This window comes from Sphingomonas sp. GW821-FHT12D09, from assembly GCF_058807215.1.
On sequence record NZ_JBXAQL010000001.1, the window covers coordinates 557,419 to 579,837 of the forward strand.

A 22,419-nucleotide genomic window follows, 5' to 3' on the forward strand; every position below is an offset into this window, starting at 1 on the left:
CGGCGCCGGCCTCCCGAGACGCGTTGGGACTATCAAGAGATTCAAGATAATGCACAACCAGTTGGTTGAATGTCGATGATCCAGTCGCTCCTCATCGCCAACCGCGGCGAGATCGCCTGCCGCATCATCCGCACCGCCCGCGCCATGGGCATCCGCACCGTCGCCGTCTATTCGGACGCCGACGCGAAGGCGCTGCATGTCCGCCAGGCCGACGAGGCGGTCCATATCGGCCCGTCGCCGGCGCGCGAGAGCTATCTGGTCGGCGAGAAGATCATCGCCGCCGCAAAGCAGACGGGTGCCGAGGCGATCCACCCCGGATATGGCTTCCTTTCCGAGAACGCCGATTTCGCCGAGGCCGTGATCGCCGCCGGCCTGGTCTGGGTCGGCCCCAGGCCCGACTCCATCCGCGCCATGGGCCTGAAGGATGCCGCCAAGGAGCGGATGATCGCCGCCGGCGTGCCCGTCACCCCCGGCTATCTCGGCGAGAACCAGGACCCCGCAACCCTCCAGGCCGAGGCCGACAAGATCGGCTATCCCGTGCTGATCAAGGCCGTCGCGGGCGGCGGCGGCAAGGGCATGCGCCGCGTCGACGCGGCCGCGGACTTCCTCGACGCCCTCACCTCCTGCAAGCGCGAAGCCGCATCCTCGTTCGGCGACGACCGCGTGCTGATCGAGAAATACATCCTCTCGCCGCGCCACATCGAAGTGCAGGTATTCGGCGACAGCCACGGCAACGTCGTCCACCTGTTCGAGCGCGACTGCTCGCTCCAGCGCCGCCACCAGAAGGTGATCGAGGAAGCCCCCGCTCCGGGCATGGACGAGGACACCCGCGAGGCGATCTGCGCCGCCGCCGTCCGCGCCGCCAAGGCGGTGGACTATGTCGGCGCCGGCACCATCGAATTCATCGCCGACGCCAGCGAAGGCCTGCGCGCCGATCGCATCTGGTTCATGGAAATGAACACCCGGCTGCAGGTCGAGCATCCGGTGACCGAGGAGATCACCGGGCAGGACCTGGTCGAGTGGCAGCTGCGCGTCGCCTCCGGCGAGCCGCTCCCGCTTGCGCAGGACGAGCTGGAGATAAACGGCTGGTCGATCGAAGCGCGGCTCTACGCCGAGAACCCGGACAATGGCTTCTTGCCCCAGACCGGCGTGGTCGGCGAGTTCCGCCCCTTCGGCTATCCGCGGATCGATGCGGGGGTCGTTGCCGGCGATTTGGTCACGCCCTTCTACGACCCGATGATCGCGAAGATAATCGGCAGAGGCGGCGATCGCGAGTCGGCGCGCGCCGATCTTCTTTCGGGGCTCGACAAGCTGACCACTTGGCCGCTTCGTAACAACGCGGCCTTTCTGTACCGTCTCGTCGACCATCGCAGTTTCGCCGAAGGCGACGTCCATACCGGTTTCATCGCCCAGCATCTCGACGCGCTGACCGCGCCGCCCGAACCATCGCGCCGTTTGCTCGATGCCGCAGCGAGCAGCCTGGCGGAGCGCACCGGCATGTTGCCGGACCTGGAGCATGTGTCTCGCCCCGATGCGCTTGTCAGCCCATGGACGATCTGTGTCGGGCTGCGGCTTAACGCACCCGATCGCCGCGACGTGCGCTTGTGGGATGACTCGAACAGCTATGCGGGCCGGATCGGCGTCGGTGACGGCTCCGCGGCGCACTGGACGCGGGGAGACGGAATTCTCGCAGTCGAGCACGGCAGGACCTATTATTTCTCACTGGATGCGCCGCGCCATGCCGGCGCGGGCGCCACTGCGAACGGCGCGATCCTCGCTCCGATGCCGGGCCGCGTCACCGCAGTCGAGGTCGCCGCCGGCGACACCGTGACAAAGGGCCAGCGCCTGGTCACGCTCGAGGCGATGAAGATGGAGCATGGTCTCACCGCCCCGTTCGACGGCAGTATCGCCGAACTCAACGCGACGCCGGGCGCGCAGGTGAGCGAAGGCACGCTGCTGGTGAAGGTCGAACGGTACAACGAAACCAACCCGTCACCCTGAACTCGTTTCAGGGTCCAACCCTCCACCGGGGATACCGCTTGTGGCGCATTGGATGCTGAAACAAGTTCAGCATGACGAGGTATGAGGCGAGAGAAAATGGCAGGCAGGTTCTACGACGAATGGCAGGTCGGCGACATCATCGCCCACGAACTGCGCCGCACGGTGACGGAGACGGACAACCTCCTCTTCTCGACGATGACGCACAACACCCAGCCGCTGCATCTCGATGCGGAGGCGGCGCGGGCGAGCGAGTTCGGCCAGATCCTCGTTAACGGAACCTTCACCTTCAGCCTGATGGTCGGCGTCACCGTGGGCGACACCACCGCCGGCACGCTGGTCGCCAATCTCGGCTATGACGAGCTGCGCATGCCCAAGCCCGTCTTCATCGGCGACACGCTGCGTGCGGAGAGCGAAGTGACCGAGTTGCGCCCCTCCAAGTCCCGTCCTGGCCAGGGCATCGTCACCTGGAAGCACCGCATGCTCAACCAGCGCGATGAAGTGGTCTGCGAGTGCCTGCGCTCGGCCCTGCTCAAGAGCCGGCCGGCGGCGTGAAGGACCATGCCGACATCGTCGTGATCGGCGGCGGTGCGGCCGGTGTCGGCGCGCTGCGCACGCTGGCCGATGCCGGCAAGGACGTGCTGCTGCTCGAAGCGCAGGACCGACTCGGCGGCCGTGCCCATACGGTCCATATCGCCGGCATGCCGATCGACATGGGCGCGGGCTGGCTCCATTCGGCGACCAAGAACCCTTGGGCAGCCATCGCCGAGGCGCGCGGTTTCGCCATCTATCGCTCCCCGGCGCGCTGGGGCGAGCAGTGGCGCGGGCTCGGCGCCAGCAAGGAAGAGCAGCAGGCGCTCTGGGCGGCGTTCGAGAGCTTCATGGAGGCGATGCACAACCCGCCGCCAAACGACTGCGCCGCCGACCTGCTGCCCCCGGACAGCGAATGGAACCCGGCGCTCGATGCGCTTTCGGGCTATATTAACGGTGCTCCGATGCGCGAGATGTCGGTGACCGACTGGCAGGCTTATGAAGAGGCGTCGCTCGACATCAACTGGCGCATTTGCGACGGCTATGGCGCGCTGGTCTCCTCGCATGCCGCCGCGCTGCCGGTAGCGCTGGCAACTCCGGTGACGGCAATCGACACCTCGGCCAAGCAGCTCCGCATCGAGACGCCGCGCGGGGTCATCACGGCCAATGCGGTGATCGTCACCGTCTCCAGCAACGTCCTGGCGAGCGGTGCGATCAGGCTGCCGGGCCATGATGCGATCCTCCACGCCGCCGCGCAACTGCCCCTCGGCCTCGCCGACAAGCTGTTCTTCACCCTGGAGGATTCCGACGAGGTGGACGACAACGCCCACCTGCTCGGCAATCCCCACAGCGCCGTCACCGGCACCTACACGCTCAAGCCCTTTGGCCGCCCGCTGGTCGAGTGCATGCTCGGCGGCGACGGCGCGCGGGCGATGGAGAAGGAAGGGCTGAACGGCGCCGCGGAGTTCGCCATCGGCGAGCTGGTGAACCTGCTCGGCAGCGACTGGCGCAGGAAGCTGCGCTTCGTCGCGGGCTCGGCCTGGGGGCGCGAAACCTATGTCCTGGGCGGCTACAGCCACGCCCGCCCCGGCCAGCACGGCGCCCGCAAGGTTCTGCGCGAGGGCATGGATCCTCGCATCCGCTTCGCCGGCGAAGCCACATCGGACGGTGAATTCTCCACGGCCCATGGCGCGTACAACACCGGCGTCGCGGCGGCGAAGGCGTGGCTGTCCTGATCCCCGCGAAGGGGAAGCCTGAACGGATCGACGACCAACGCTTGTAATGTAGGATTTCGCCTGCTCCATACTGGTGGATGCAGGCCCGCTTCCCTTGCCCAGCCGATCGCGTGCGCCGTGCGCACCCGTGCGGGAAGGGAACGGTCCCCCCGTAGTGTATGCTTCGTAAACTTCCGCGCGCCGCGCAGAGCCCGAATCAGCTACGGCCCGCTGCCGGAGAGGCGGAAGTCACGCCGCTTTCTTCGCCGCCTTCGGCACGGGGTTGGAGAATTCCATCTCCTGGTCGATCCCGCCGAACCGCAGCGCCATCACGTCGCGGGCATAGTTCTGGTTGAGCCGCCATGGCTTGCGCTTGCCCTGGCGCGGCAGCTTGTCCGCGGCACGCTGGACATAGCCCGAGGTGAAGTCGAGGAACGGCATTTCCTCCACCGGCGCGGCGATGCGGGGCGTTACCTGGCGCATGCCCCGCTTCTTCATCGCGTTGAGCAGGCGAGTGACATAATTGGCGGTCAGGTCGCTCTTCAGCGTCCAGCTGGCATTGGTGTAGCCGAACGAGATCGCGAAATTGGGCACGTCGGCGAACATCATGCCCTTGTAGGTCATCGCGTTGCCGGTCTCGAACAGCTTGCCGTCGACGGTGATCGGCATCCCGCTGAACAGCTGGATCTCCAGCCCGGTCGCGGTGATCACCAGGTCCGCCGGCAGTGTCTTGCCCGAGCCGAGCTGGATGCCGTCCGCGGTGAAATGGTCGATCGTGTCGGTCACCACCTCGGCCTTGCCGCCGCGCAGCGACGCGAACAGGTCGGCGTCCGGCACCAGGCAGACGCGCTGGTCCCAGGGGTTGTAGCTTGGGGTGAAATGCGTGCCGACATCATAGTCCGCGCCCAGTTCGTCGCGGACCATCTGGACGATCCGCTCCCTGGTCTTCTCCGGGTTGTTGCGCGCCAGGCGGTAGAAGAATTGCTGGAGCAGCACATTCTTCCAGCGGGTGAGCCCATAGGCGGTCATCGCCGGCAGCCGCTTGCGCAGCCAGTTGGCGACTTTGTCCTCGGACGGGCGCGAGACGATATAGGTCGGCGAGCGCTGGAGCATGGTGACGTGCTTCGCCTGCTTGGCGAGCTCGGGTACCAGGGTCACCGCCGTCGCGCCGCTGCCGATCACGACGACGTTCTTGTCCTTGTAGTCGATATCGTCGGTCCAGAATTGCGGATGGACGATCCGTCCCTTGAAGTCCGCCACTCCGGCGAAGTCCGGCGTGTGGCCGCGCTCGTAGTTATAATAGCCGGTGCACAGGAACAGGAAGCCGCAGGTGAAGGTCAGCGTCTCGCTGCCCCGCTCCGCCGTGACTGTCCACAGCGCCTCTTCGCTCGACCAGCTCGCGCTCGTGACCTTGGTCGAAGTGCGGATATGGTCGCCGATCCCATGATCGCGCACCGTCTCGTCGAGATAGTTGAGGATCGCGGGCCCGTCGGCGATCGCCTTGCTGTCGGTCCAGGGACGGAAGGAGAAGCCCAAGGTGAACATGTCCGAGTCCGATCGGATGCCCGGATAGCGGAACAGGTCCCAGGTCCCGCCCAGCCGCTCGCGTCCTTCCAGGATCACATAGCTGCGGTCCGGGCTGTTCGCCTGGAGATGCCAGGCCGCACCGACGCCGGAGATGCCGGCTCCTACGATCACGACGTCGAAATGCTCGGCCACGTGCCTCTCCCGCGGTTCTGTTTACACCACTGTAAGCAGAAAACGCGCGGGCTCAATAATCCCGTGAGTATTTGAGGCTGACGCTCGATCCGCCGAACGTCCCCGCCGAGGAGAGCAGGCTGAGCGTGCGGCTTAGCGAGATCTCGAGCTGGGTGGCGGTGAAGCCGCGCGCATCGGTGATGATCTCCACGTAGATGTCGTTGGTGATGTACTTACCCGCCGCCAGCGCGGTGCCGCGACCGCTGACATCGTCGGCACCGAGGATGCGCAGCCGGTCGATTCCGGTGGCCGACTTGAGCTGGCCCAGCGGATTGAGCCCGCCGCCCGAGCCGCTCAACGACTGCAGCGCAGCGGCGAGCTGGATCGCCTCGGTCGCGCTCAGATTGGTAACGTTGGTGCCGAAGAACAGCCGCGACAGCACTTCCTCCTGCGGCAGGCTGGGCGAGGAGCTGAACGCGATCTGCGGCATCTGCGCGGTGCCCGATACGGTGAGGATCGCGGTGACGCCCTCCGCCGTGGTGTTGCCTTCGATGTCCACGGTGGGGTTGCTGAACTCCGCGCCCTGGAAACGGATCGTGCCGCGCGTGATCGTGAAGCGCCGGCTCGCGAAGCTGTATGTGCCACGCACGATCTCCAGGTTGCCCCGGATGTCCGGTGCCAGCGTGGTGCCGCGCACGGTGATCCGCGAGCGCCACTCCGACTCGAGCCCCATGCCGGTGACGAACAGCCGGTTGTCGGCATCGATGCGCAGGTTGAGGTCGAAGTCGCCGAACGAGCGCAGCACCCGCGTCGGCTTCTGGTCGGCGTCGACGATATCGCTCTTGCGGCGCACGCCGGTCAGCTCAGGCACTTCGGCGGCGCCCTGGCGGATGATCTGGTAATGCGCCTCCGGGATGGTCAGCCGGCCCTCGATCTTCGAGACATCGGGGTTCTTGGTGATCGTGACCTTGCCTGTCGCCGTCGCCCCCAGCGCATCGCTGCGCGCCAGCCGGGCATTGTCGAAATCGGCGGTGAACAGCAGCGGATAGCCGTTTGCCGACGACAGGCTGATCTTGCCCTGCGCCTTCACCGTGCCGTCGCCCGCCTTGGCGGTGAGCGAATTGAGGATGAACGCGTCGTTCGAGAAATTGCCGTCGATCTGCATTGCGGTCAGCCGCGTGCCGAAATTCTCGTTCTCGTAGTGGAGGTTGGTCGCGCGGACTACGCCGCTGAGCCGCGGCTCTTCCACCTTGCCCGAGAAGTCCGCCGCGATGCCGATCGGCCCGTCGAGCTGCTGGCCGGTGAGCCCCGCCAGCGAGAAGGGTACTGCCGCAGGACCATTGTAGCGGATGCCGCCGGCCAGCGGCGCGGCGAACATGCGCTCGGTCCAGCTCCCCGCCTCGGGGCCGAGCGGGCGCAACGTGGCGACGACACGGCCGATCGTCGCGCTGCCACGCCGGATCAGCGCGCGCGCATCGCCTCCATCGGGCAGCAACTTGCCGACGAAGCTGACGTCCACCGCGGTCGATACGCTCGCCAGGCTGGCGCGGGTGAAGTCCTTGATCTCCAGCCGCGCATCGGCGCTGGGAAATGCCGCGGGCGAGGTCTGGGCGAAGTCGAGGCTGCCCGTCGCCGTGCCGCCAATGCCGAGATCGGGGACGAAGGCATTGATCACCGCCAGGTCCAGGCTGTCGAGCCGGGTCTGCAGCACCATGCCCTTGCCATAGCTGCCGCCGATCCGCGCGCTGCCCTTGTCGAACTCGATTTTGGTGGGGAGCAGATGATAGGTCCCCTCGCGGATCGCGATACGCGCCGGCTGGGTGGTATGGAAGTTCACCCCACTCCCCTGTCCCTGCAACGCCACCAGCCATTCGTTGGGCGCAAGCTTGGCATTGGCGGCGACCTGGAAGGGCACTCCGGTCGATCCATTGGCGAAGACCTGTGCGGTGCCGCTGCCGCCGGCGTACTGGATCTTCGCCCGCCCGGTCTTGAGCACGAACTTGCCCTGGCGCAGGTTCGCGACCTGCACGTCACCGGTGATCTCCGGCGTGTCGGCCAGCACGACGCTGCCGTTGATCAGCGCGCGACCGATAGTGAGTTCCGCATTGCCGGGAATCTTCGCGTTCGAAGCGGTCGCCTTCACATCGGCGCGCTGCAGCTTTCCCTGCGCCGACAGGGCCGCCCGACCGACCACGCCCGATCCGTTGAACGCCAGCTCGCCTTCGAACGGTCCGGCGGCGGTCTGCGCGACCTTGCCGGTGATATCCATGCCGGCGAACCGCCCGGAATTGATGTCGATCGCCAGCCGATTGCCCGTGCGCACCAGCACATCGGCGTTGAACGGCCCGTAATCGGTGTCGCCCATGGCCAGTACCGCCCAGGCATTGCCGCGCCCGCGGACCTGCGCCTCGAGATTGACCAGCCCGATGCCGAGCCCCGGCTTCGCCGCCTTGAGCAGCACCACCGGCGCGTTGAGCGTACCCGTCACGCGCGCGGTGAGCGGGCCATATTGGTCGGACACCGCATCGGCATTGATCAGGATCGGCCCCGCGGGGTCGTAGCGCCCCGATCCGCGCAGCACGCGGAACTGCGGCGCCTTCATGCGCACGTCGCTGATCGCAATCACGCCCTTGGGATCGAGCACCAGCCGCGCCGAGGCGACGGCATTGCCGCCCAGGAACTCGCGCGCGCCATCGCTGAATATCTTGCGGGTATTGCCGGCGATATGCCCCTTGATCCCCCAGCCGCCGCCCGGCGCTGCATAGAGCTGGGCGTCGGTCTTCAGATCGACGATGCCGACCCCGTCGATCTGATAGTCGTTCACCCGCCCCTTGAGCGCGCCAGTATAGCGGCCGGTGCCGACATCGGCGGCGATGATCGCAGTCGCATCGATCTTATCCGAGCGCAGGCGGAGATTGTCGGAGAGTATCTGCTGCCCCGAAATCGCCAGGTCGCCATTTACGGTCAGGTTGGTCACCAGCCCGCCCGCCGCCGCGTTCAGCCCCGAAACCCGGGCCGCCCGCGCCCGCACCGGCACCAGGATGCGATCCGCATCCACCCGCGCCCGCCCCTCGGCATACAGCTTCTCGGCCACCGTCTCGCCAAAGCCCAAAGCCGCGGCAGAGAGCTTGTAATCGACCACAGGCCGGTTGAACGCGCCGTCCAGTGCCAGCGAGGCGCGCACCGATCGCCCGACCAGGTTGGGCGCGACCGCGCCCGCCTTGAGCAGGATCGCGTCCACCTTGAGGTCGTGGAACTGGTTATGTCCAAGATCGACCTGCCCCTTGGCCTCCACCGAAAGCGCATCCGAGTGGAGCTTGACCACACCGTCCGCCATCCGGTCCGCCCATTTGGCGTCGAGGTCCAGCATGAGCTGCGGCGAAGCCAGCCGCTCGACCGGCCCCTTGAGCCACAGCCCGGGATGCAGCGGCCCGCGCAGCTGGAAGCGGCCATTGGTCGCGACCAGGTCGAGATTGGCCAGCTCGCTCCCGCCCAGCGTACCCAGTGCCTTGCCCTGCCAGCGCGTCCAGTCGCCCTTGCCCGCCACCGCCAGCGTAAGCGGTGCATCGAGCCCGGCCAGCCCGGCGACCAGCCCCTTGGCGGGTGCAGCGAGCTTCAGGTCGATACCGAGCTTGTTCTTGTCCGGCGTCGCGTCGAGCGTGAGGGCCAGCTTGTCCCCGCCGGCCACACCCGGCGCGCTCAGCGTACCGCCATCGAGCACCAGCTGCGCCCGCCCGTCGGCCAGATGCGCCTTGCCCGCCAGCCGCCCGAGATAGCGCGCGCGGCCATCGACTTCCTTGGCGATGTCGATCCGCGCGATGTCGAGCCGGCCGATATCGATGTTCAGATCGGGCAGCAGCGGCGCATTGGGATCGCCCGATGGCTTGAGCGCGGGCAGCCGGAGCAGCTTCACTTCGGGGCTGGTGGCGCTGCGCACGTCGATCCGGTTCTTAAGATAGGCGAAGGGCCGCCAGTCCAGCCGAATTTCACGCGAGGTCGCGAACACGCCCTTCGTGTCGCGCACCTGCACATCGCGCAGGATCATCGCGCCGTAGAGCGATCCGTCGATCCGACCGATCTTGAAATTCAACCCCGATCCCAGCGTCAGCCGGGCGATCTGGTCGGCAACGAAACGCCGCCCCGGCTGAGTGTTGATCCCCAGCATCAGCGCGCTCACCGCCAGCGACAGCCCCGCCAACGCGATGCCGGTCCATTTCGCCACGCGCTGCCAAAGCGGCCTGCGCACCACCACGACCTCGGGCTCGGCCGCCGCCTGGGGAGTGTCCTCGGCCATCAGAAGGCCTGCCCGATCGAGATGTACAGCGCGATCTTCGACTCGTTCGGCTTGCGGTTGATCGGAGTCGCCACGTCGACGCGGATCGGGCCGAAATTGGTGTAGAGCCGCCCGCCGATGCCCGCGCCGAAGCGCATGTTCTTGCCGGTCGGGTAGATGCCCTCATAGACCTGACCGGCGTCGATGAACGGGACGATGCCGTAGTTACCGAAGCGATAGCGCGCCTCGAGCGCGAACTCGTTGAGGCTGCGCCCACCCACCGGCTTGTCGTCGGGCGAGCGGGGACCGAGCTCCTGATAACCGAAACCACGCACCGACCCGCCGCCGCCGGCATAGTAACGCCGCGAAGGCGGCAAATCGTCCCGCGCAATCCCGACGATCGATCCGACCCGAGCGCGTCCTGCAATCACGATGCTGCTCGAGACCGGCTGGTAATAAGTGCCCTCCAGCATGAACCGCGCATAGGGCCGCACCGAACCGCGCACCGAAGTCTCCGGGCTGGCATTGGCCTTGATCCGGAAGCCGCGAGTCGGGTTGAGCAGATTGTCCGAGCTGTCATAGCCCAGGAAAAGCGGCAGCGCGCCGATCAGCCAAGTGCCGCGGTCGCGCTGGTTGGTGTTGTAGTTCCAGCGATCCTCATTGGTACCGATCAGCTCGGCGCCGTAGAAATAGGTCCAGCGCTTCTGCCAGATCGGCGTCGAATCGCGCGACCAGCGTATCGCCAGCGTACCGGTATAGGCCTCGTAGGCGTCGTAATCCTTGTGGTTCGCCGCCGCGCTCAGCTGGAAGGTCCTGTCGCGCTGCCCGGCATTGGAACGGCGGAAGGTCGTGGTCAGGCCCTGCTCCTGTGTGCCGACCACACCCGATACGATCAGTGCGCCTTCGGGCGGGAACAGGTTGCGGTGGGTCCAGCTACCGGTCAGGCGGATACCCTCGCCCGTCGAATAGCCGATCTCGGCGGCGAGCGTGCGCGGGCGGCCGGGGTTCTGGCGCACGAGCAGATCGACCACTTCGGTGCCGTCCGGCCCCGGCTGGGCGGTGCGCACCGGCTCGACCGAGACGGTGGAGAACAGGCTGGTGGCGATCATCGCCGCGCGCAGGTCATCGACCGCGCGCACGTCATAGAGCTCGCCCGGCTTGTATCGCCGCAGTACGCGGATGTGATCGGCGCCGAACGCCGGCGTACGCACGCGGCGCTGGCGGCGCGTGCGTCGTTCGGTGGTGACGGTCGTGCTGGTGTCCGCGCTGCCCGCAGGATCGGCGCTGCCCTCGCCACGGCCCGCCATGTTGGTCGAGCCGACTTCGGCGCGGATATCGCCGAACACCGCGCGCGGACCCAACGCGATCGGCAGCGTGTAATCGCCGATCTGGGTCTCGTCATCAAGCAGGATGTCGCGCTGGCCGACCTTGAAGAAGGGATAGCCCTGTTGCGGCAGCTTGAGCGCCACATTGGCCTCCGCACCCTGGATGCGCTCCGCTTCGATCGGATCGCCGGGGTTGAGGTTCAATTCGCGCAACAACAGCCCCGGCGGCACGGTCGGATCGCTGTCGATCTTCACATCGCCCAGCCGGTAGAGCGGCCCCGGCGTGACGCTCACCGTTGCGCGGACCCTGCCCTGTTGTTGGGGATCGGGCTCGACGGTGGAGATCGCGGTGGCGTCATAATATCCGCGCGACTGGAGCAGCCGCACCGCCAGCTTCTCGTCCTCGCGCGCGCGCGCCGCGACCATCGCGGTGTTCGCCGCGCGTCCGCCGCCATTCTCCAGAGCGGAAAGATCCTCGAACAGGTCCTCCAGCCCCAGCGCAGACAGGCCCTCTTCCCGCGTCGAATAGCGGATCGTCACAGTCTTCTTGTCGGAAACCTTGTCCTCCACCGCCGGTTCGACCTTGAACTCGGAAAGCGGCGGCAGCGGCTTCGCGAACTCGACATCCTCGGCGGGCGCAGCGGCAAAGGTCTCTTCTGCCTGTTGCTGGATCTGCTGCGTCGCTTGGCCCTGGGTGGCAGGCGTCGGCGCCGGTGTGCCGCCCGTCGGCGATGGCAGCGCTTCAAGCGGCGCGTTGATGTCCCCCTCGATCTTGGGCATCGCCGCCTCGAACTGCTCGTCCGGGACGATCGGGCTCTCGTCCACCGGCGGAACGACGACCACTGTGCCTTCCTGGGTATTGCCCGGCGTCGGGGTAGCGGAAGGTGCGGGCGCGGGGCCGGAGGGCGGCGCGCCCTGCCCCGGCTTGGGGTCGGAAATCTGGGCGTGCGCAATGCCCGGCACGAATGCCGTGCCGGCGAGCGCCGCCAGCCAAATCCGCTTCACCCCTTTACGCAACTGGCTCCCTTTCGAGCCGTGTCCTAGCCCGGCCCTCTCGCAAGCGTAACGACCCAAACGCACTTTGGGTCCGGTCTTTTGCGATTAACCAAGGTTTTCAGCGCGCTATCGCCTTGGCTTCGGCGCGAAATCTGTGGAGAAGTGGTTCTGTATAGCCGTTCGGCTGTTCCAGTCCCTCGAAGACCAGCGCCCGCGCCGCCTGGAAAGCCAGGCTCCTGTCCTCGTTCCCCGCCATTGGCCGGTAGAGCGGATCGCGCGCATTCTGCCCGTCGACCTTCGCAGCCATCCGCTCGAGCGCCGCGTCGATATCCTCGGCGCTCGCCACGCCGTGGAGCAGCCAATTGGCCATGTGCTGCGACGAAATACGCAACGTCGCGCGGTCTTCCATCAGCCCGACGTCATGGATGTCGGGCACCTTGGAACAGCCGACGCCCTGGTCGATCCAGCGCACGACATAGCCGAGGATGCCCTGGGCGTTGTTGTCGAGTTCCAGCGCGACTTCCTCGGCCTGCCAGTTGCGCCCGATCGCCAACGGCACGGTGAGCAATAGATCAAGGGCGGGGATCGCCTCGCCAGCAATCTCCGCCCGGCGCGCGAACACATCGACCTGGTGATAGTGCAGCGCGTGCAAGGTCGCAGCCGTCGGGCTCGGCACCCAGGCGGTGTTTGCGCCGCTCATCGGATGCGCGACCTTCTGCGCGAGCATGTCCGCCATCCGGTCGGGCGCCGCCCACATGCCCTTGCCGATCTGCGCCTTGCCCGAGAGCCCACAGGCGAGCCCGATGCGGACATTGCGGTCTTCATAGGCCTTGATCCAGTCGGCGCCCTTCATCTCGCCCTTGGGCACCATCGGCCCGGCGTGCATACTGGTGTGGATCTCGTCGCCGGTGCGATCGAGGAAGCCGGTATTGATGAACACGATCCGGTCGCGAACCGCATGGATGCACGCCGCCAGATTGGCCGAGGTCCGCCGCTCCTCGTCCATCACGCCCACCTTGATCGTATGGCGCGGCAGGACGAGCAGCTCCTCGACCGCGTCGAAAAGCGTGCTTGTGAAGCCGCATTCCTCGGGCCCGTGCATCTTGGGCTTCACGATATAGATCGAGCCCGTCCGGCTGTTGCGATACCTGCCGAGGCCGCGAATGTCGTAGAGCGCGATCGTGCTGGTCAGAATCGCATCAAGCACCCCCTCCGGTGCCTCGCTGCCATCGGCCAGACGCGCCGCCGGCGTCGTCATCAGATGGCCGACATTGCGCACGAACAGCAGCGAACGGCCCGGCAGGTCGCCGCGATCCGGGTTGAGTCGCCGTGTGAGCGTCCTGCCGCCCTTGTCGAAGCTCTCCTCCAGATCGCCCCGCATCAGCCCCAGCCAATTGGCATAGGCCGCAACCTTGTCCTCGGCATCGACCGCGGCGATGGAGTCCTCCAGATCGACGATTGCCGTCAGCGCGGACTCGAGCACCACATCGGCGATGCCAGCAGGATCGTCGCGCCCGATCGGATGGTCGCGATCAATGACTATTTCGATGTGCAGCCCGTTATTGCGGAACAGCCAAGGCCCGACCTGCTGACCAGGATCGGCGAGCACCGGTTCGCTCGACAGCCCAGCCCAGCTCCCGTTCGCCAGCGGCACGGCCTTGTCGAGAAGCGCCTTGGCATAGGCGATCACCTGCGCGCCGCGCTCGGCGTCATAACCGGCCGGCTTCGCCGCCCCGGGCAGCGCATCGGTGCCATAGAGCGCGTCGTACAGGCTCCCCCAGCGCGCATTGACGGCGTTGAGCACGAAGCGCGCGTTGAGCGCCGGCACGACGAGCTGGGGCCCGGCCATCGTCGCGATCTCGGCATCGACATGCTGTGTGCCGATCGCGAACGGCGCCGGCTCTTCGACCAGATAGCCGATCTCGCGCAGGAACGCCTCTTCCCCGGACCGCCCCGGCTGCGCATCGATCGCTGCCTGGATCGCATCGCGCTTGGCCAGCAATGCGCGATTCTCCGGCGCAAACCGGGCGAAGATCTCCGCCACGCCCGCCCACCAGCCATCCGCCGCGATGTCGAGCCCCGGCAGCACCTGTTCCTCGACGAAACGCGCGAGCGGCTCGGCGACGGAAAGGCCCGAACGAATGACGGTCATGAAAATCCTCCTGCGGACACATTACTAGCGTTCGCCTGGGGAGGGCATGCCCTGCTTAGGCGATAGCCATGCCCAGGATCAAGGCTTCTCCTCGATCGCCTCGACCGCAGCCTCGATCCGGTCGAGCATTTCGCGCAATTGCAGCCGCTCCTCGCGGGTGAAGCCGGCAAAGACCTTGCGCTCCAGTTCGATCGCCTTGGGAGCGATCTCCTCGTACAGTTCCCAACCCGCCTTGCTCAGCGCCAGCAAATGCGAGCGCTGGTCGCCGGGATTACTCGCCCGGCTGATCAGCCCGCGCTCGGACAGCGCAATCGCGGCGCGACTCACCGTCACCTTGTCCATCCGCGTCCGCCCGCACAGCGCCTGCTGACTCATCGCCCCGCCCTCGGCGAGGATCGTCACCAGCCGCCATTCGGGAATCTTGAGCCCAAACAGCGCGCGATAGGCGCTCGCCACCGCATCTGACACCGCGTTGGAGGCGAGGGAAAGTCGGAAGGGCAGGAAATCGTCGAGCTTCAACGCGGTCATACGCTCACCTTCGGCAACGATGTTGAGTTGCGCAACTGACAACGCTGACCAGTTGCAATTTATGCAATGCTACCGGTAACATTACGCAATTGCGATATGATCCGCTGCGATGCACAAAGATCAGGCCTTTCAGGCATCCTCTCCTAAGACTTTCACGGCCGTCCTTCGGGGCGGCCTTTTTTTTGTGCGCGATCCGGCGGAATTCAATCGTGCAATTCGCCTTGGCCGACAGCCTTGCCTCCTCGCCGCTTCTGATCCTCGATATTCGCCATCGCGTCGGCCTTGGCCGGATCGAGCAGGAACGCGAAGGCCAGGCCCAGCCCCAGCGCGATGCCACCCATGCGGCCCTTGCCGCCGGAGCTTTTCACCCAGCGTAGCGTCCACGGCATTGCAGCGAAGAACACCGCGATCAGCCCGAGCGCCACCAGCCCCTGCGTCACGCGCTCATCCCTTCATCTGCCGCTTGATCGTCGCCTGCGTCGCCTTGCCATAAGGCGGCTTCATCCCAGCGAGCTTGGCGATGTCGATCCTCGGCTGGCTGTACACAGCCTTGGCGTGGCTGAACGTCCGGAAGCCGATCTCGCCATGATAGGCACCCATGCCCGACGGGCCGATGCCGCCAAAGGGCAGCTCTTCCTGGCTGACATGGAAGATCACGTCGTTCACCGTGGCGCCGCCCGAGATCGTCCGGTCGAGCACCTGGCGCCGCTCGGCCTTGTCCTGCCCGAAATAATAGAGCGCCAGCGCCCGGTCGCGCCGGTTCACTTCGCCGATCGCGTCGTCGATCCGCCCATAGCTGCGTATCGGCAGGATCGGCCCGAATATCTCCTCCTGCATCACGGTCATGTCGTCGGTGGCGCCGCGGACGATATGGAGCGGCAGCTTGCGCGAATTGGACGTGCCGAAGTCCTCGCCCGCCGGATTGACGGCGATCACCTCGGCGCCCTTGGCGCGGGCGTCCTCGATCCAGCCGGTGAGCCGTTCATAATGCCGGTCGTTGATCACCGCGGTGTAATCCGGATTCGACAGCAAGGTCGGATACATACGCGAAGCCGCGGCGAAGAGGCCGTCCACCATCGCCGCCTCCTTATCCTCGGGCACCAGCACATAATCGGGCGCCAGGCAGATCTGGCCGGCATTCAGCATCTTGCCCAAAGCCACCCGCTCGGCCGCCTGGGCGATATCCGCCGACCGACCCACCAGCACCGGCGACTTGCCGCCAAGCTCCAGCGTGACCGGCGTGAGGTTGTCGGCCGCCGCATACAGGATATGCCGCCCGATGCCGGTCGCACCCGTGAACAGCAGATGATCGAGCGGTAGTTCTGCGAACGCCTTGCCGACCTCCGGCCCGCCGCTGACGAAGGCGAGCTCGGCGGGATCGAAATACCGCGCGCCCAGCGCTTCCATCAGCGCGGCGACCGCCGGCGTATATTCGCTGGTCTTCACCATCGCCCGGTTGCCCGCGGCGAACACACCGGCCAGCGGGCTCATCACCAGCTGCACCGGGAAATTCCACGGCGCGATGATACCCACCACGCCCTTGGGCTGATATTCGATGCGGCCCCGCCCCCCGAGCAGCCCGAGTGGAAACATCACCGGCTTGCGTACCGGCTTGGACCACGCCTTGAGGTGCTTCAACGCATGCTTGAGCGGCCCTACCGAGGCGGCGATATCGGTGATCATCGATTGCTCGCGGCTGCGATGTCCGAAATCCTCGCTCAGCGCATCGCAGAGCTTGTCGGCATTCTCGGATACCATCGCGATCGCGCGCTCCAGCCGGTCGCGCCGCGTCTCCAGCGGCACCGGCAGCTCGGCCATGAAGGCGACGCGCTGCGCATCGAGCAGGTCACGGATGCTCATCGCACCACCTCGAAGGTCAGCACCAGCCGGGCGTTGGTCACCACTGCCTTGGGGGAGATGGCGATCGTCACCGGGGTGGCCATATTCGGGAGCCTGCCGATGTCCTCGGCCACGATGCCGTCCACCCCAATCACCCGTGCATCACTGTCGGATGCGCGAAGCAGCCGTCCGAGCTTCACGCCGGAAGCAGCGGCGATCGCTTCGGCCTCCGCCGTGCCGTTGGCCACGGCGGCGACCGTCGCCCGCTTGTGCGCGGCGCGTTGGTCGAGGATATCGAAGCTCTCCAGCTTGGCGCCCGTCGCACCTTCGCGGGCCGCCAGCCCAGTGAGTGTACCCGCCTTGTCCGCCGGCATCGCCGTCACCGTGACGTCCAACTCGGCGATATAGCCCAAGGTCGCGCACGGCCCGGTGGAAAGCCGTGGCGCGTCATAGCGGTCGCCGTTGCCGCAATCCTTCCCGCGCACCTCGGTCATTTCGAGGTCGCCGGTATGGCTCTGGAGCTTCACGCCCGCGACACTCGCCAGCGCCTTCTCGATCCCGGTCTTGCGGCCGGCGAGCGCGCGGCTCGCGTCATCCGGCTTGGCGCCTTCGCCCCGCACGCGATAGGTGATCGTCGCAGTCTCCGGTGCAGTCTCCACCGATCCGGTGGCGAGCACCTGGATCGTCTCGGGCTCGCGATCCTGCGCCGCCGCACCCTGTCCGATCATCATGCCGAGCAGGATTCCCGTTCCCAGCACCAAGCACCGCATGTCTCGCTCTCCCTCTTTGGAGCAGAGCCTAGACCGGCATCGGCCCCAACGCCAAGCCAAGCCACACGGCGAACGCCGCCGCAGCCAGCATCACGCCGAACGGCAGCCTGTCGGTCGCGGTCACGCGCCGGCCGCCGAGCATCAACCCCAGCACGCCTGCCAGCCCGATCAGGCAAGCGGCGAGCAATACCAAGGGCAGCGCGTGCCAGCCGAGCCACAGTCCGATCCCGCCGAATAATTTGGGGTCGCCCCCGCCCAGCCCCTGCCGTCCGCGCACCCGCCGATAGCCCCAGGCGACCAGCCACAGCACGCCGAAGCCCGCCGCGCCGCCGATCAGCCGCTCGTCCAGCGGCGGGTTGAGGCCCAGCAACCCCGTCGCCAGCCCTGTCGCGGCGAGCGTGGCGGTCAGCGCATTGGGCAGCCACAAGGCCGCCACGTCGAGCGCCGCCAGCGTCAGCAGCAGCCAGCCGAACACCGCGCCCGCCGCCCCAGCCGGATCGGGCGAGGCCAAAGCAGCCGCCACACCGATCGCGCCGCCGATCAGCTCGGTCAGCAAATGGCTCGTCCGTATCGGCACGCCACAGCCTCGGCAGCGGCCGCGCTGGAGTAGATAGCTCAGCACCGGTACCAACTCGCCCGCGCGCAGGCTCTTGCCGCAACTGTCGCACTCCGATCGCCCGCGCGAAATCACGCGCCCCGCGGGCCAGCGGATCGCCAGCGTCGCGATGAAGCTGCCGAAGACCAGCCCCAGCACGCCGAGCAGCACTGCCCAGCCCCAGGCCGGATCAATCGTCATCATGCGGCTTTCGCTTGCGGATCAGGTACCGCCAGACGCCGAAGCAGTTGATCCCGAACAGCACGATGTTCTGCGTCCACAGCGGCTCGTCCTTGGTCATCAGCGCGCCGGCGATCCAGGCGATGCTCGAGGTGACGAACAGCGCGAAGCCTCGCCCGGTCCAGCGCCGCCCGAGATCGAGCGAGACCAGGAAGGCAGCGATGATTCCGCTGATCGAGGCATACCATTTGAGAATATCGATCAGGGTCATGATTCGTCCTCATGCCGGGCCACGCGACTTTTGCAAACCGTCGCATCAGTTACTAGATCGGCGCCAACACATGAGAGGATCCAATATGTCCGCCGACCCCGTCGTCATCGCCTCCTATGCCCGCACGCCGATGGGGAGCTTCCAGGGCGCGCTGAGCGATGCAACCGCCACCGATCTCGGTGCCGCCGCGGTTGGCGCCGCCGTCGAACGCGCCGGGCTGAAGGGCGATGCGATCGAGCGCATCTATATGGGCTGCGTCCTCCCCGCCGGCCTCGGCCAGGCTCCGGCCCGCCAGGCGGCGCTCAAGGCCGGCCTGCCCAACCACATCGAAGCGACGACCGTGAACAAGATGTGCGGATCGGGCATGCAGGCGGCGATCATGGCCGCAGAGGCACTCGCCGCCGGCTCCGTCGATCTGCTGATCGCGGGCGGCATGGAGAGCATGACCAACGCGCCATATCTGTCGCTGCGCCACCGCGCCGGCGCCCGCATCGGCCATGACGTGCTCAAGGACCACATGTATCTCGACGGGCTCGAAGATGCCTATGAGCCGGGCAAGCTGATGGGCAATTTCGCCGAGGAAGTGGCGCAGGAATATCAGTTCACGCGCGCTGCCCAGGACGATTTCGCCATTGCCTCGCTCGAGCGCGCCAAGGCCGCCCAGGCGAGCGGCGCCTTCGACCGCGAGATCGTTCCCGTCGAGGTGAAGACCCGCAAGGGCGTGGTTTCCGTCACGTTCGATGAGCAGCCCAGCAAGGCCGACCCCGCCAAGATCCCCACGCTCAGGCCCGCCTTCTCGAAGGACGGCACGATCACCGCGGCCAATGCCTCGTCGATCTCGGACGGCGCCGCCGCGCTGGTGATGACGCGGATGAGCGTCGCCGAGAAGCTGGGTCTCACGCCGGTCGCCCGCGTCGTCGCCCATGCCGCGCACGCGCACGCCCCGGCGCGCTTCACCACTGCTCCGGTGTTCGCGATGCAGAAGGCGCTGGCCAAGGCCGGTTGGGCGACGGGCGATGTCGACCTGTTCGAAGTCAACGAAGCCTTTGCCGCCGTGGCGATGATCGCGATGAAGGAGCTCGGGCTCGATCATGGCGTGCTCAACGTAAATGGCGGCGCCTGTGCGCTCGGCCATCCGATCGGCGCCAGCGGCGCGCGGGTGCTCGCCACGCTGCTCTCGGCGCTTGAGACGCGCGGCGCCCGCCGTGGCCTCGCCTCGCTGTGCATCGGCGGCGGCGAAGCGACTGCGATGGCAGTGGAATTGCTGGACTGACGTCTGCACCACCCGCACCCGCCCTTTAATCCGTCATCCCCGCGAAGCGGAGATGACGAGAAAACGAAACGAAGGGACGAATGATGGTCTTCGACTTACGAGGCGCGCTGCTCAAAAAGGCCGAAGTAGAATCTGCGCGCCTCGACGATTTCGAGTTCCGGCTACGGGCAAGGACGATGCGCCTGCTCGCCCCGCTGCTTGGCGTGGAAGTCGAGCAATTGGTCCGCCGCATCGCCCTGGAATCGGACGAGGCAATCCTCGTCACGCTCCCCGAGAACGCACAGGCCTGGTTCGAAAACGCCCGCATCGAAGCCCGCCGACAGTTGATCGACGAATGCGGAGACCCGACGCCCCACAAGCTGGCCTAGCGCTTCGCCAGCACCCTGGCCCGCGCCTTGGTCACCTCGACCCAGCACGTCGCGATTACCACCGGCGCCATCGTCCCGCCGCTATAGCGATCCCCCTTTGCGATGCAGCCGCGATCACGTTCGGCCAGCCACTTGCGCTGGTCGGCCAGCAGCCGTTGCCGCGCCGCCGGTCCTAGCCGGGCACGCAGCGCCGAATAGCGCGCGCTCATCTGTGCATCCGCGACGCGCAGGTCATGCGCCGCGCAATGCTGCATGTCGAAGGTCGTCTCGCACTTGGCCGGCGCGGGATCCTTGAAGGTCGAGTTCTGCATGAACGCGCCGGCGCTCTGGGCATGGGCGCCAGTCGCGATCAGCGATGCCGCGAGCATTGCCGCGGCAAATCGGAAGGTCATTCTCTTGTCTCCTCGCCCGTCGAACGCCCGCGCCCACGGGTTGTTGCCGGGCTTCCGATGTGGATTTTGCCTTTCCATGCCGGTCAGGCTCTTTCTCATTGCGAAGATTCTCACACTGCCCGCCGGGCCGGTTAACGCTGAGATGCGAGACAATGGCCCGCGAAGGACGTCGCATGCCGTTGCCTCATTCAGGGTAATTCCAGGCACGCGGAAAGGCACAATCGCGAAGCGTCATGCGTCGCGACTTTTGTGACTTTCCGTACCCAATCTGGGCAAATCTCAGTTCACCGCTTCGCCCGGATCGGTGCCCCAGATATGGCTCTGTTCGACATAGCCGCCGCGCCCGGCGACGTCGAACCAGCACCAGCCGCTCGAACACCGGCTCACTCGGCCGACCACGCCAGGCGCCGCGCGCCAGCTCACCCGGCCGTTGAAGCGCGGGCCGTCGCGCATCTCGGTGACGGTGCCGATCACCATCGCGGTGCGCACATCGTCGAGCAGATTGGCCTGCATCCACCCTTGGGTACCGTCCGGGTCCTCGACCTTGCGCCACTCGCCATAGAGGGCGATCACCTTCAGCGGCAGGCCGCGCCGCTGGTAGAGCCAGTTCGCCGGGTAGTTGCGCCCCGGGCCGGTGCGCATCCGCGCCTTCTCGGCCTTGATCGAGACGAAATAGGGCGTCCTGCGCTGGGCGAGCGCCGGAACGGCCAGCCCGAGCGTGATGACGCCCAGCACAAGCCATTTCCAAAAACGCATGCGATCCCCGTTCAATTCGCGCCCCTTCAATTCGTGAGCCGGCCGTTTACCCCGAGCATACCCCTGCCATCAACCGTTGACTGGCGCCGCGGCACCGGCCAAGCCGCCCTTTATGGCACAAGGCTCGCGCCCCTCCCGCCCCCGGGTGATCGTCACCCGCGCGCTGCCCGACGGTGTCGAGGCGCGGATGGCCGAGCTGTTCGATGCCAGGACCAATCCCGACGACACGCCAATGAGCCAGGAAGCGCTCGCCGCTGCGATGGCGGATTGCGACGTGCTTGTCCCCACCGTGACCGATCGGATCGACGCGAAGCTGCTCGAAGCGGCACCGGATCGCCTCCGCCTGATCGCCAACTACGGCGCCGGTGTCGGTCATATCGACCTCAAGGCGGCTCGCGAGCGCGGCATCGTCGTCACCAACACCCCCGGCGTGCTCACCGAAGACACCGCCGACATGGCGATGGCACTGATCCTCGCCGTACCTCGACGGCTGGTCGAGGGCGACGAGTTGGTTCGCACCGGCGGCTGGAAGGGCTGGGCGCCGACCTCGATGCGCGGCCACCGGATCGGCGGCAAGAAGCTCGGCATCCTCGGCATGGGCCGGATCGGCCAGGCGGTGGCGATGCGCGCCCGCGCCTTCGGCCTGCAGATCCATTATCACAACCGCCACCGCCTGCCCCAGGTGCCGGAAGCGCAGCTGGGCGCCACCTGGCATGAAGATCTCGATTCGATGCTCGAGGCAGTCGATATCCTGACCATCCACACACCGCACACCGATGCGACTGCCGGCCTGATCGATGCGCGCCGGCTCGACCTGCTCGGCCGCCAGGGCTGGCTGATCAACACCGCCCGCGGCGAGATCGTCGATCCCGAAGCAATGATCGCCGCCCTCGCCGATCGCCGCATCGCCGGCGCCGGGCTCGACGTCTATGTGAACGAGCCCGCCGTGGACCCGCGCCTGATCGCGCTCGACAATGTCGTGCTGCTCCCACATCTCGGCTCGGCGACGTTCGAGGGGCGCGAGGATATGGGGGTCAAGGTGATCGCCAATATTCGCGCTTGGTCCGACGGCCATCGTCCGCTCGACCAGGTGCTCGACGGCTGGCTGTAGCGTTTATCTTATAAATACTTGCCATTACTTGGCCGATGTCTCCGATCCGGAGCAGGTTTCGGTCCGTTAACCAGACCCGGTAAGGACCTGACAAGGGATCCGCTGCGTAATTCCACCTACGCAATGCCCCCTAGGATGGGGCACATAGT

At 66.7% G+C, this 22,419-nt stretch carries 18 protein-coding genes; 6 read left to right on the forward strand and 12 right to left on the reverse strand.

Annotated features, from left to right (window positions below; all coding sequences use genetic code 11):
• Positions 1 to 75: 75 nt before the first annotated feature.
• The 3 genes from AC1RPL_RS02705 (at position 76) to AC1RPL_RS02715 (ending at position 3,764) form a co-directional block, all read left to right on the forward strand.
• A complete protein-coding gene (locus AC1RPL_RS02705; RefSeq protein WP_493067713.1) occupies positions 76 to 2,001 on the forward strand; it encodes an acetyl/propionyl/methylcrotonyl-CoA carboxylase subunit alpha in 1,926 nt (641 codons plus the stop codon).
• Between the two features lie 96 nt (positions 2,002 to 2,097).
• Complete coding sequence (locus tag AC1RPL_RS02710; protein WP_493067714.1) at positions 2,098 to 2,553, forward strand: MaoC family dehydratase; 456 nt, start codon at positions 2,098 to 2,100, stop codon at positions 2,551 to 2,553.
• Positions 2,550 to 3,764, forward strand: a complete 1,215-nt coding sequence (locus tag AC1RPL_RS02715; protein WP_493067715.1) for a flavin monoamine oxidase family protein — start codon at positions 2,550 to 2,552, stop codon at positions 3,762 to 3,764. Before AC1RPL_RS02710 ends, AC1RPL_RS02715 begins: the two co-directional genes overlap by 4 nt.
• Positions 3,765 to 3,992: 228 nt before the next feature.
• Here AC1RPL_RS02715 and AC1RPL_RS02720 read toward each other — a convergent pair whose 3' ends face one another.
• From AC1RPL_RS02720 to AC1RPL_RS02765, 10 genes are all read right to left on the reverse strand, one after another.
• On the reverse strand, positions 3,993 to 5,462 hold the full coding sequence (locus tag AC1RPL_RS02720; protein ID WP_493067716.1) for a flavin-containing monooxygenase: 1,470 nt from the start codon (positions 5,460 to 5,462) through the stop codon (positions 3,993 to 3,995).
• A 52-nt stretch (positions 5,463 to 5,514) separates the two neighbouring features.
• Positions 5,515 to 9,735, reverse strand: a complete 4,221-nt coding sequence (locus AC1RPL_RS02725; RefSeq protein ID WP_493067717.1) for a translocation/assembly module TamB domain-containing protein — start codon at positions 9,733 to 9,735, stop codon at positions 5,515 to 5,517.
• Positions 9,735 to 12,044: an autotransporter assembly complex protein TamA gene (locus tag AC1RPL_RS02730; RefSeq protein WP_493067718.1), complete on the reverse strand. Its 2,310-nt coding sequence runs from the start codon at positions 12,042 to 12,044 to the stop codon at positions 9,735 to 9,737. Before AC1RPL_RS02730 ends, AC1RPL_RS02725 begins: the two co-directional genes overlap by 1 nt.
• A 109-nt stretch (positions 12,045 to 12,153) precedes the next feature.
• Positions 12,154 to 14,187: a malate synthase G gene (locus AC1RPL_RS02735; RefSeq protein WP_493067719.1), complete on the reverse strand. Its 2,034-nt coding sequence runs from the start codon at positions 14,185 to 14,187 to the stop codon at positions 12,154 to 12,156.
• A gap of 78 nt (positions 14,188 to 14,265) precedes the next feature.
• Complete coding sequence (locus AC1RPL_RS02740; protein WP_493067720.1) at positions 14,266 to 14,715, reverse strand: MarR family winged helix-turn-helix transcriptional regulator; 450 nt, start codon at positions 14,713 to 14,715, stop codon at positions 14,266 to 14,268.
• 203 nt (positions 14,716 to 14,918) lie between these two features.
• Positions 14,919 to 15,155 (reverse strand): hypothetical protein, encoded by a 237-nt coding sequence (locus AC1RPL_RS02745; RefSeq protein WP_493067721.1) that lies wholly within the window; start codon positions 15,153 to 15,155, stop codon positions 14,919 to 14,921.
• Between the two features lie 4 nt (positions 15,156 to 15,159).
• Positions 15,160 to 16,575 (reverse strand): coniferyl aldehyde dehydrogenase, encoded by a 1,416-nt coding sequence (locus AC1RPL_RS02750; RefSeq protein WP_493067722.1) that lies wholly within the window; start codon positions 16,573 to 16,575, stop codon positions 15,160 to 15,162.
• On the reverse strand, positions 16,572 to 17,324 hold the full coding sequence (locus AC1RPL_RS02755; RefSeq protein ID WP_493067723.1) for an SIMPL domain-containing protein: 753 nt from the start codon (positions 17,322 to 17,324) through the stop codon (positions 16,572 to 16,574). The genes AC1RPL_RS02750 and AC1RPL_RS02755 overlap by 4 nt, the downstream gene beginning before the upstream one ends.
• A 28-nt stretch (positions 17,325 to 17,352) precedes the next feature.
• Positions 17,353 to 18,120 carry a prepilin peptidase gene (locus AC1RPL_RS02760; RefSeq protein ID WP_493067724.1) on the reverse strand — a complete coding sequence of 256 codons (768 nt, stop codon included), beginning with the start codon at positions 18,118 to 18,120 and terminating at the stop codon, positions 17,353 to 17,355.
• Positions 18,110 to 18,370 (reverse strand): hypothetical protein, encoded by a 261-nt coding sequence (locus tag AC1RPL_RS02765; RefSeq protein ID WP_493067725.1) that lies wholly within the window; start codon positions 18,368 to 18,370, stop codon positions 18,110 to 18,112. The genes AC1RPL_RS02760 and AC1RPL_RS02765 overlap by 11 nt, the downstream gene beginning before the upstream one ends.
• An 85-nt stretch (positions 18,371 to 18,455) precedes the next feature.
• On the opposite strand from AC1RPL_RS02765, the gene AC1RPL_RS02770 reads away from it, so the two are divergent.
• Both AC1RPL_RS02770 and AC1RPL_RS02775 read left to right on the forward strand, forming a co-directional pair.
• The gene (locus tag AC1RPL_RS02770; protein WP_493067726.1) at positions 18,456 to 19,643 is read left to right on the forward strand and encodes an acetyl-CoA C-acyltransferase; all 1,188 of its coding nucleotides are present in this window, start codon (positions 18,456 to 18,458) and stop codon (positions 19,641 to 19,643) included.
• Between the two features lie 80 nt (positions 19,644 to 19,723).
• Entirely contained in the window at positions 19,724 to 20,011 is a 288-nt protein-coding gene (locus tag AC1RPL_RS02775; protein ID WP_493067727.1) for a hypothetical protein, read from the forward strand.
• Here the strand turns inward: AC1RPL_RS02775 and AC1RPL_RS02780 are convergent.
• Together AC1RPL_RS02780 and AC1RPL_RS02785 are read right to left on the reverse strand one after the other, a co-directional pair.
• Positions 20,008 to 20,403 (reverse strand): lysozyme inhibitor LprI family protein, encoded by a 396-nt coding sequence (locus tag AC1RPL_RS02780; protein ID WP_493067728.1) that lies wholly within the window; start codon positions 20,401 to 20,403, stop codon positions 20,008 to 20,010. The two genes, AC1RPL_RS02775 and AC1RPL_RS02780, sit on opposite strands and share 4 nt — an antisense overlap.
• Positions 20,404 to 20,682: 279 nt before the next feature.
• Positions 20,683 to 21,159: an SH3 domain-containing protein gene (locus AC1RPL_RS02785; protein ID WP_493067729.1), complete on the reverse strand. Its 477-nt coding sequence runs from the start codon at positions 21,157 to 21,159 to the stop codon at positions 20,683 to 20,685.
• A 112-nt stretch (positions 21,160 to 21,271) separates the two neighbouring features.
• On the opposite strand from AC1RPL_RS02785, the gene AC1RPL_RS02790 reads away from it, so the two are divergent.
• Positions 21,272 to 22,270, forward strand: coding sequence for a 2-hydroxyacid dehydrogenase (locus tag AC1RPL_RS02790; protein ID WP_493067730.1), 999 nt, complete (start codon positions 21,272 to 21,274; stop codon positions 22,268 to 22,270).
• Positions 22,271 to 22,419: the final 149 nt, after the last annotated feature.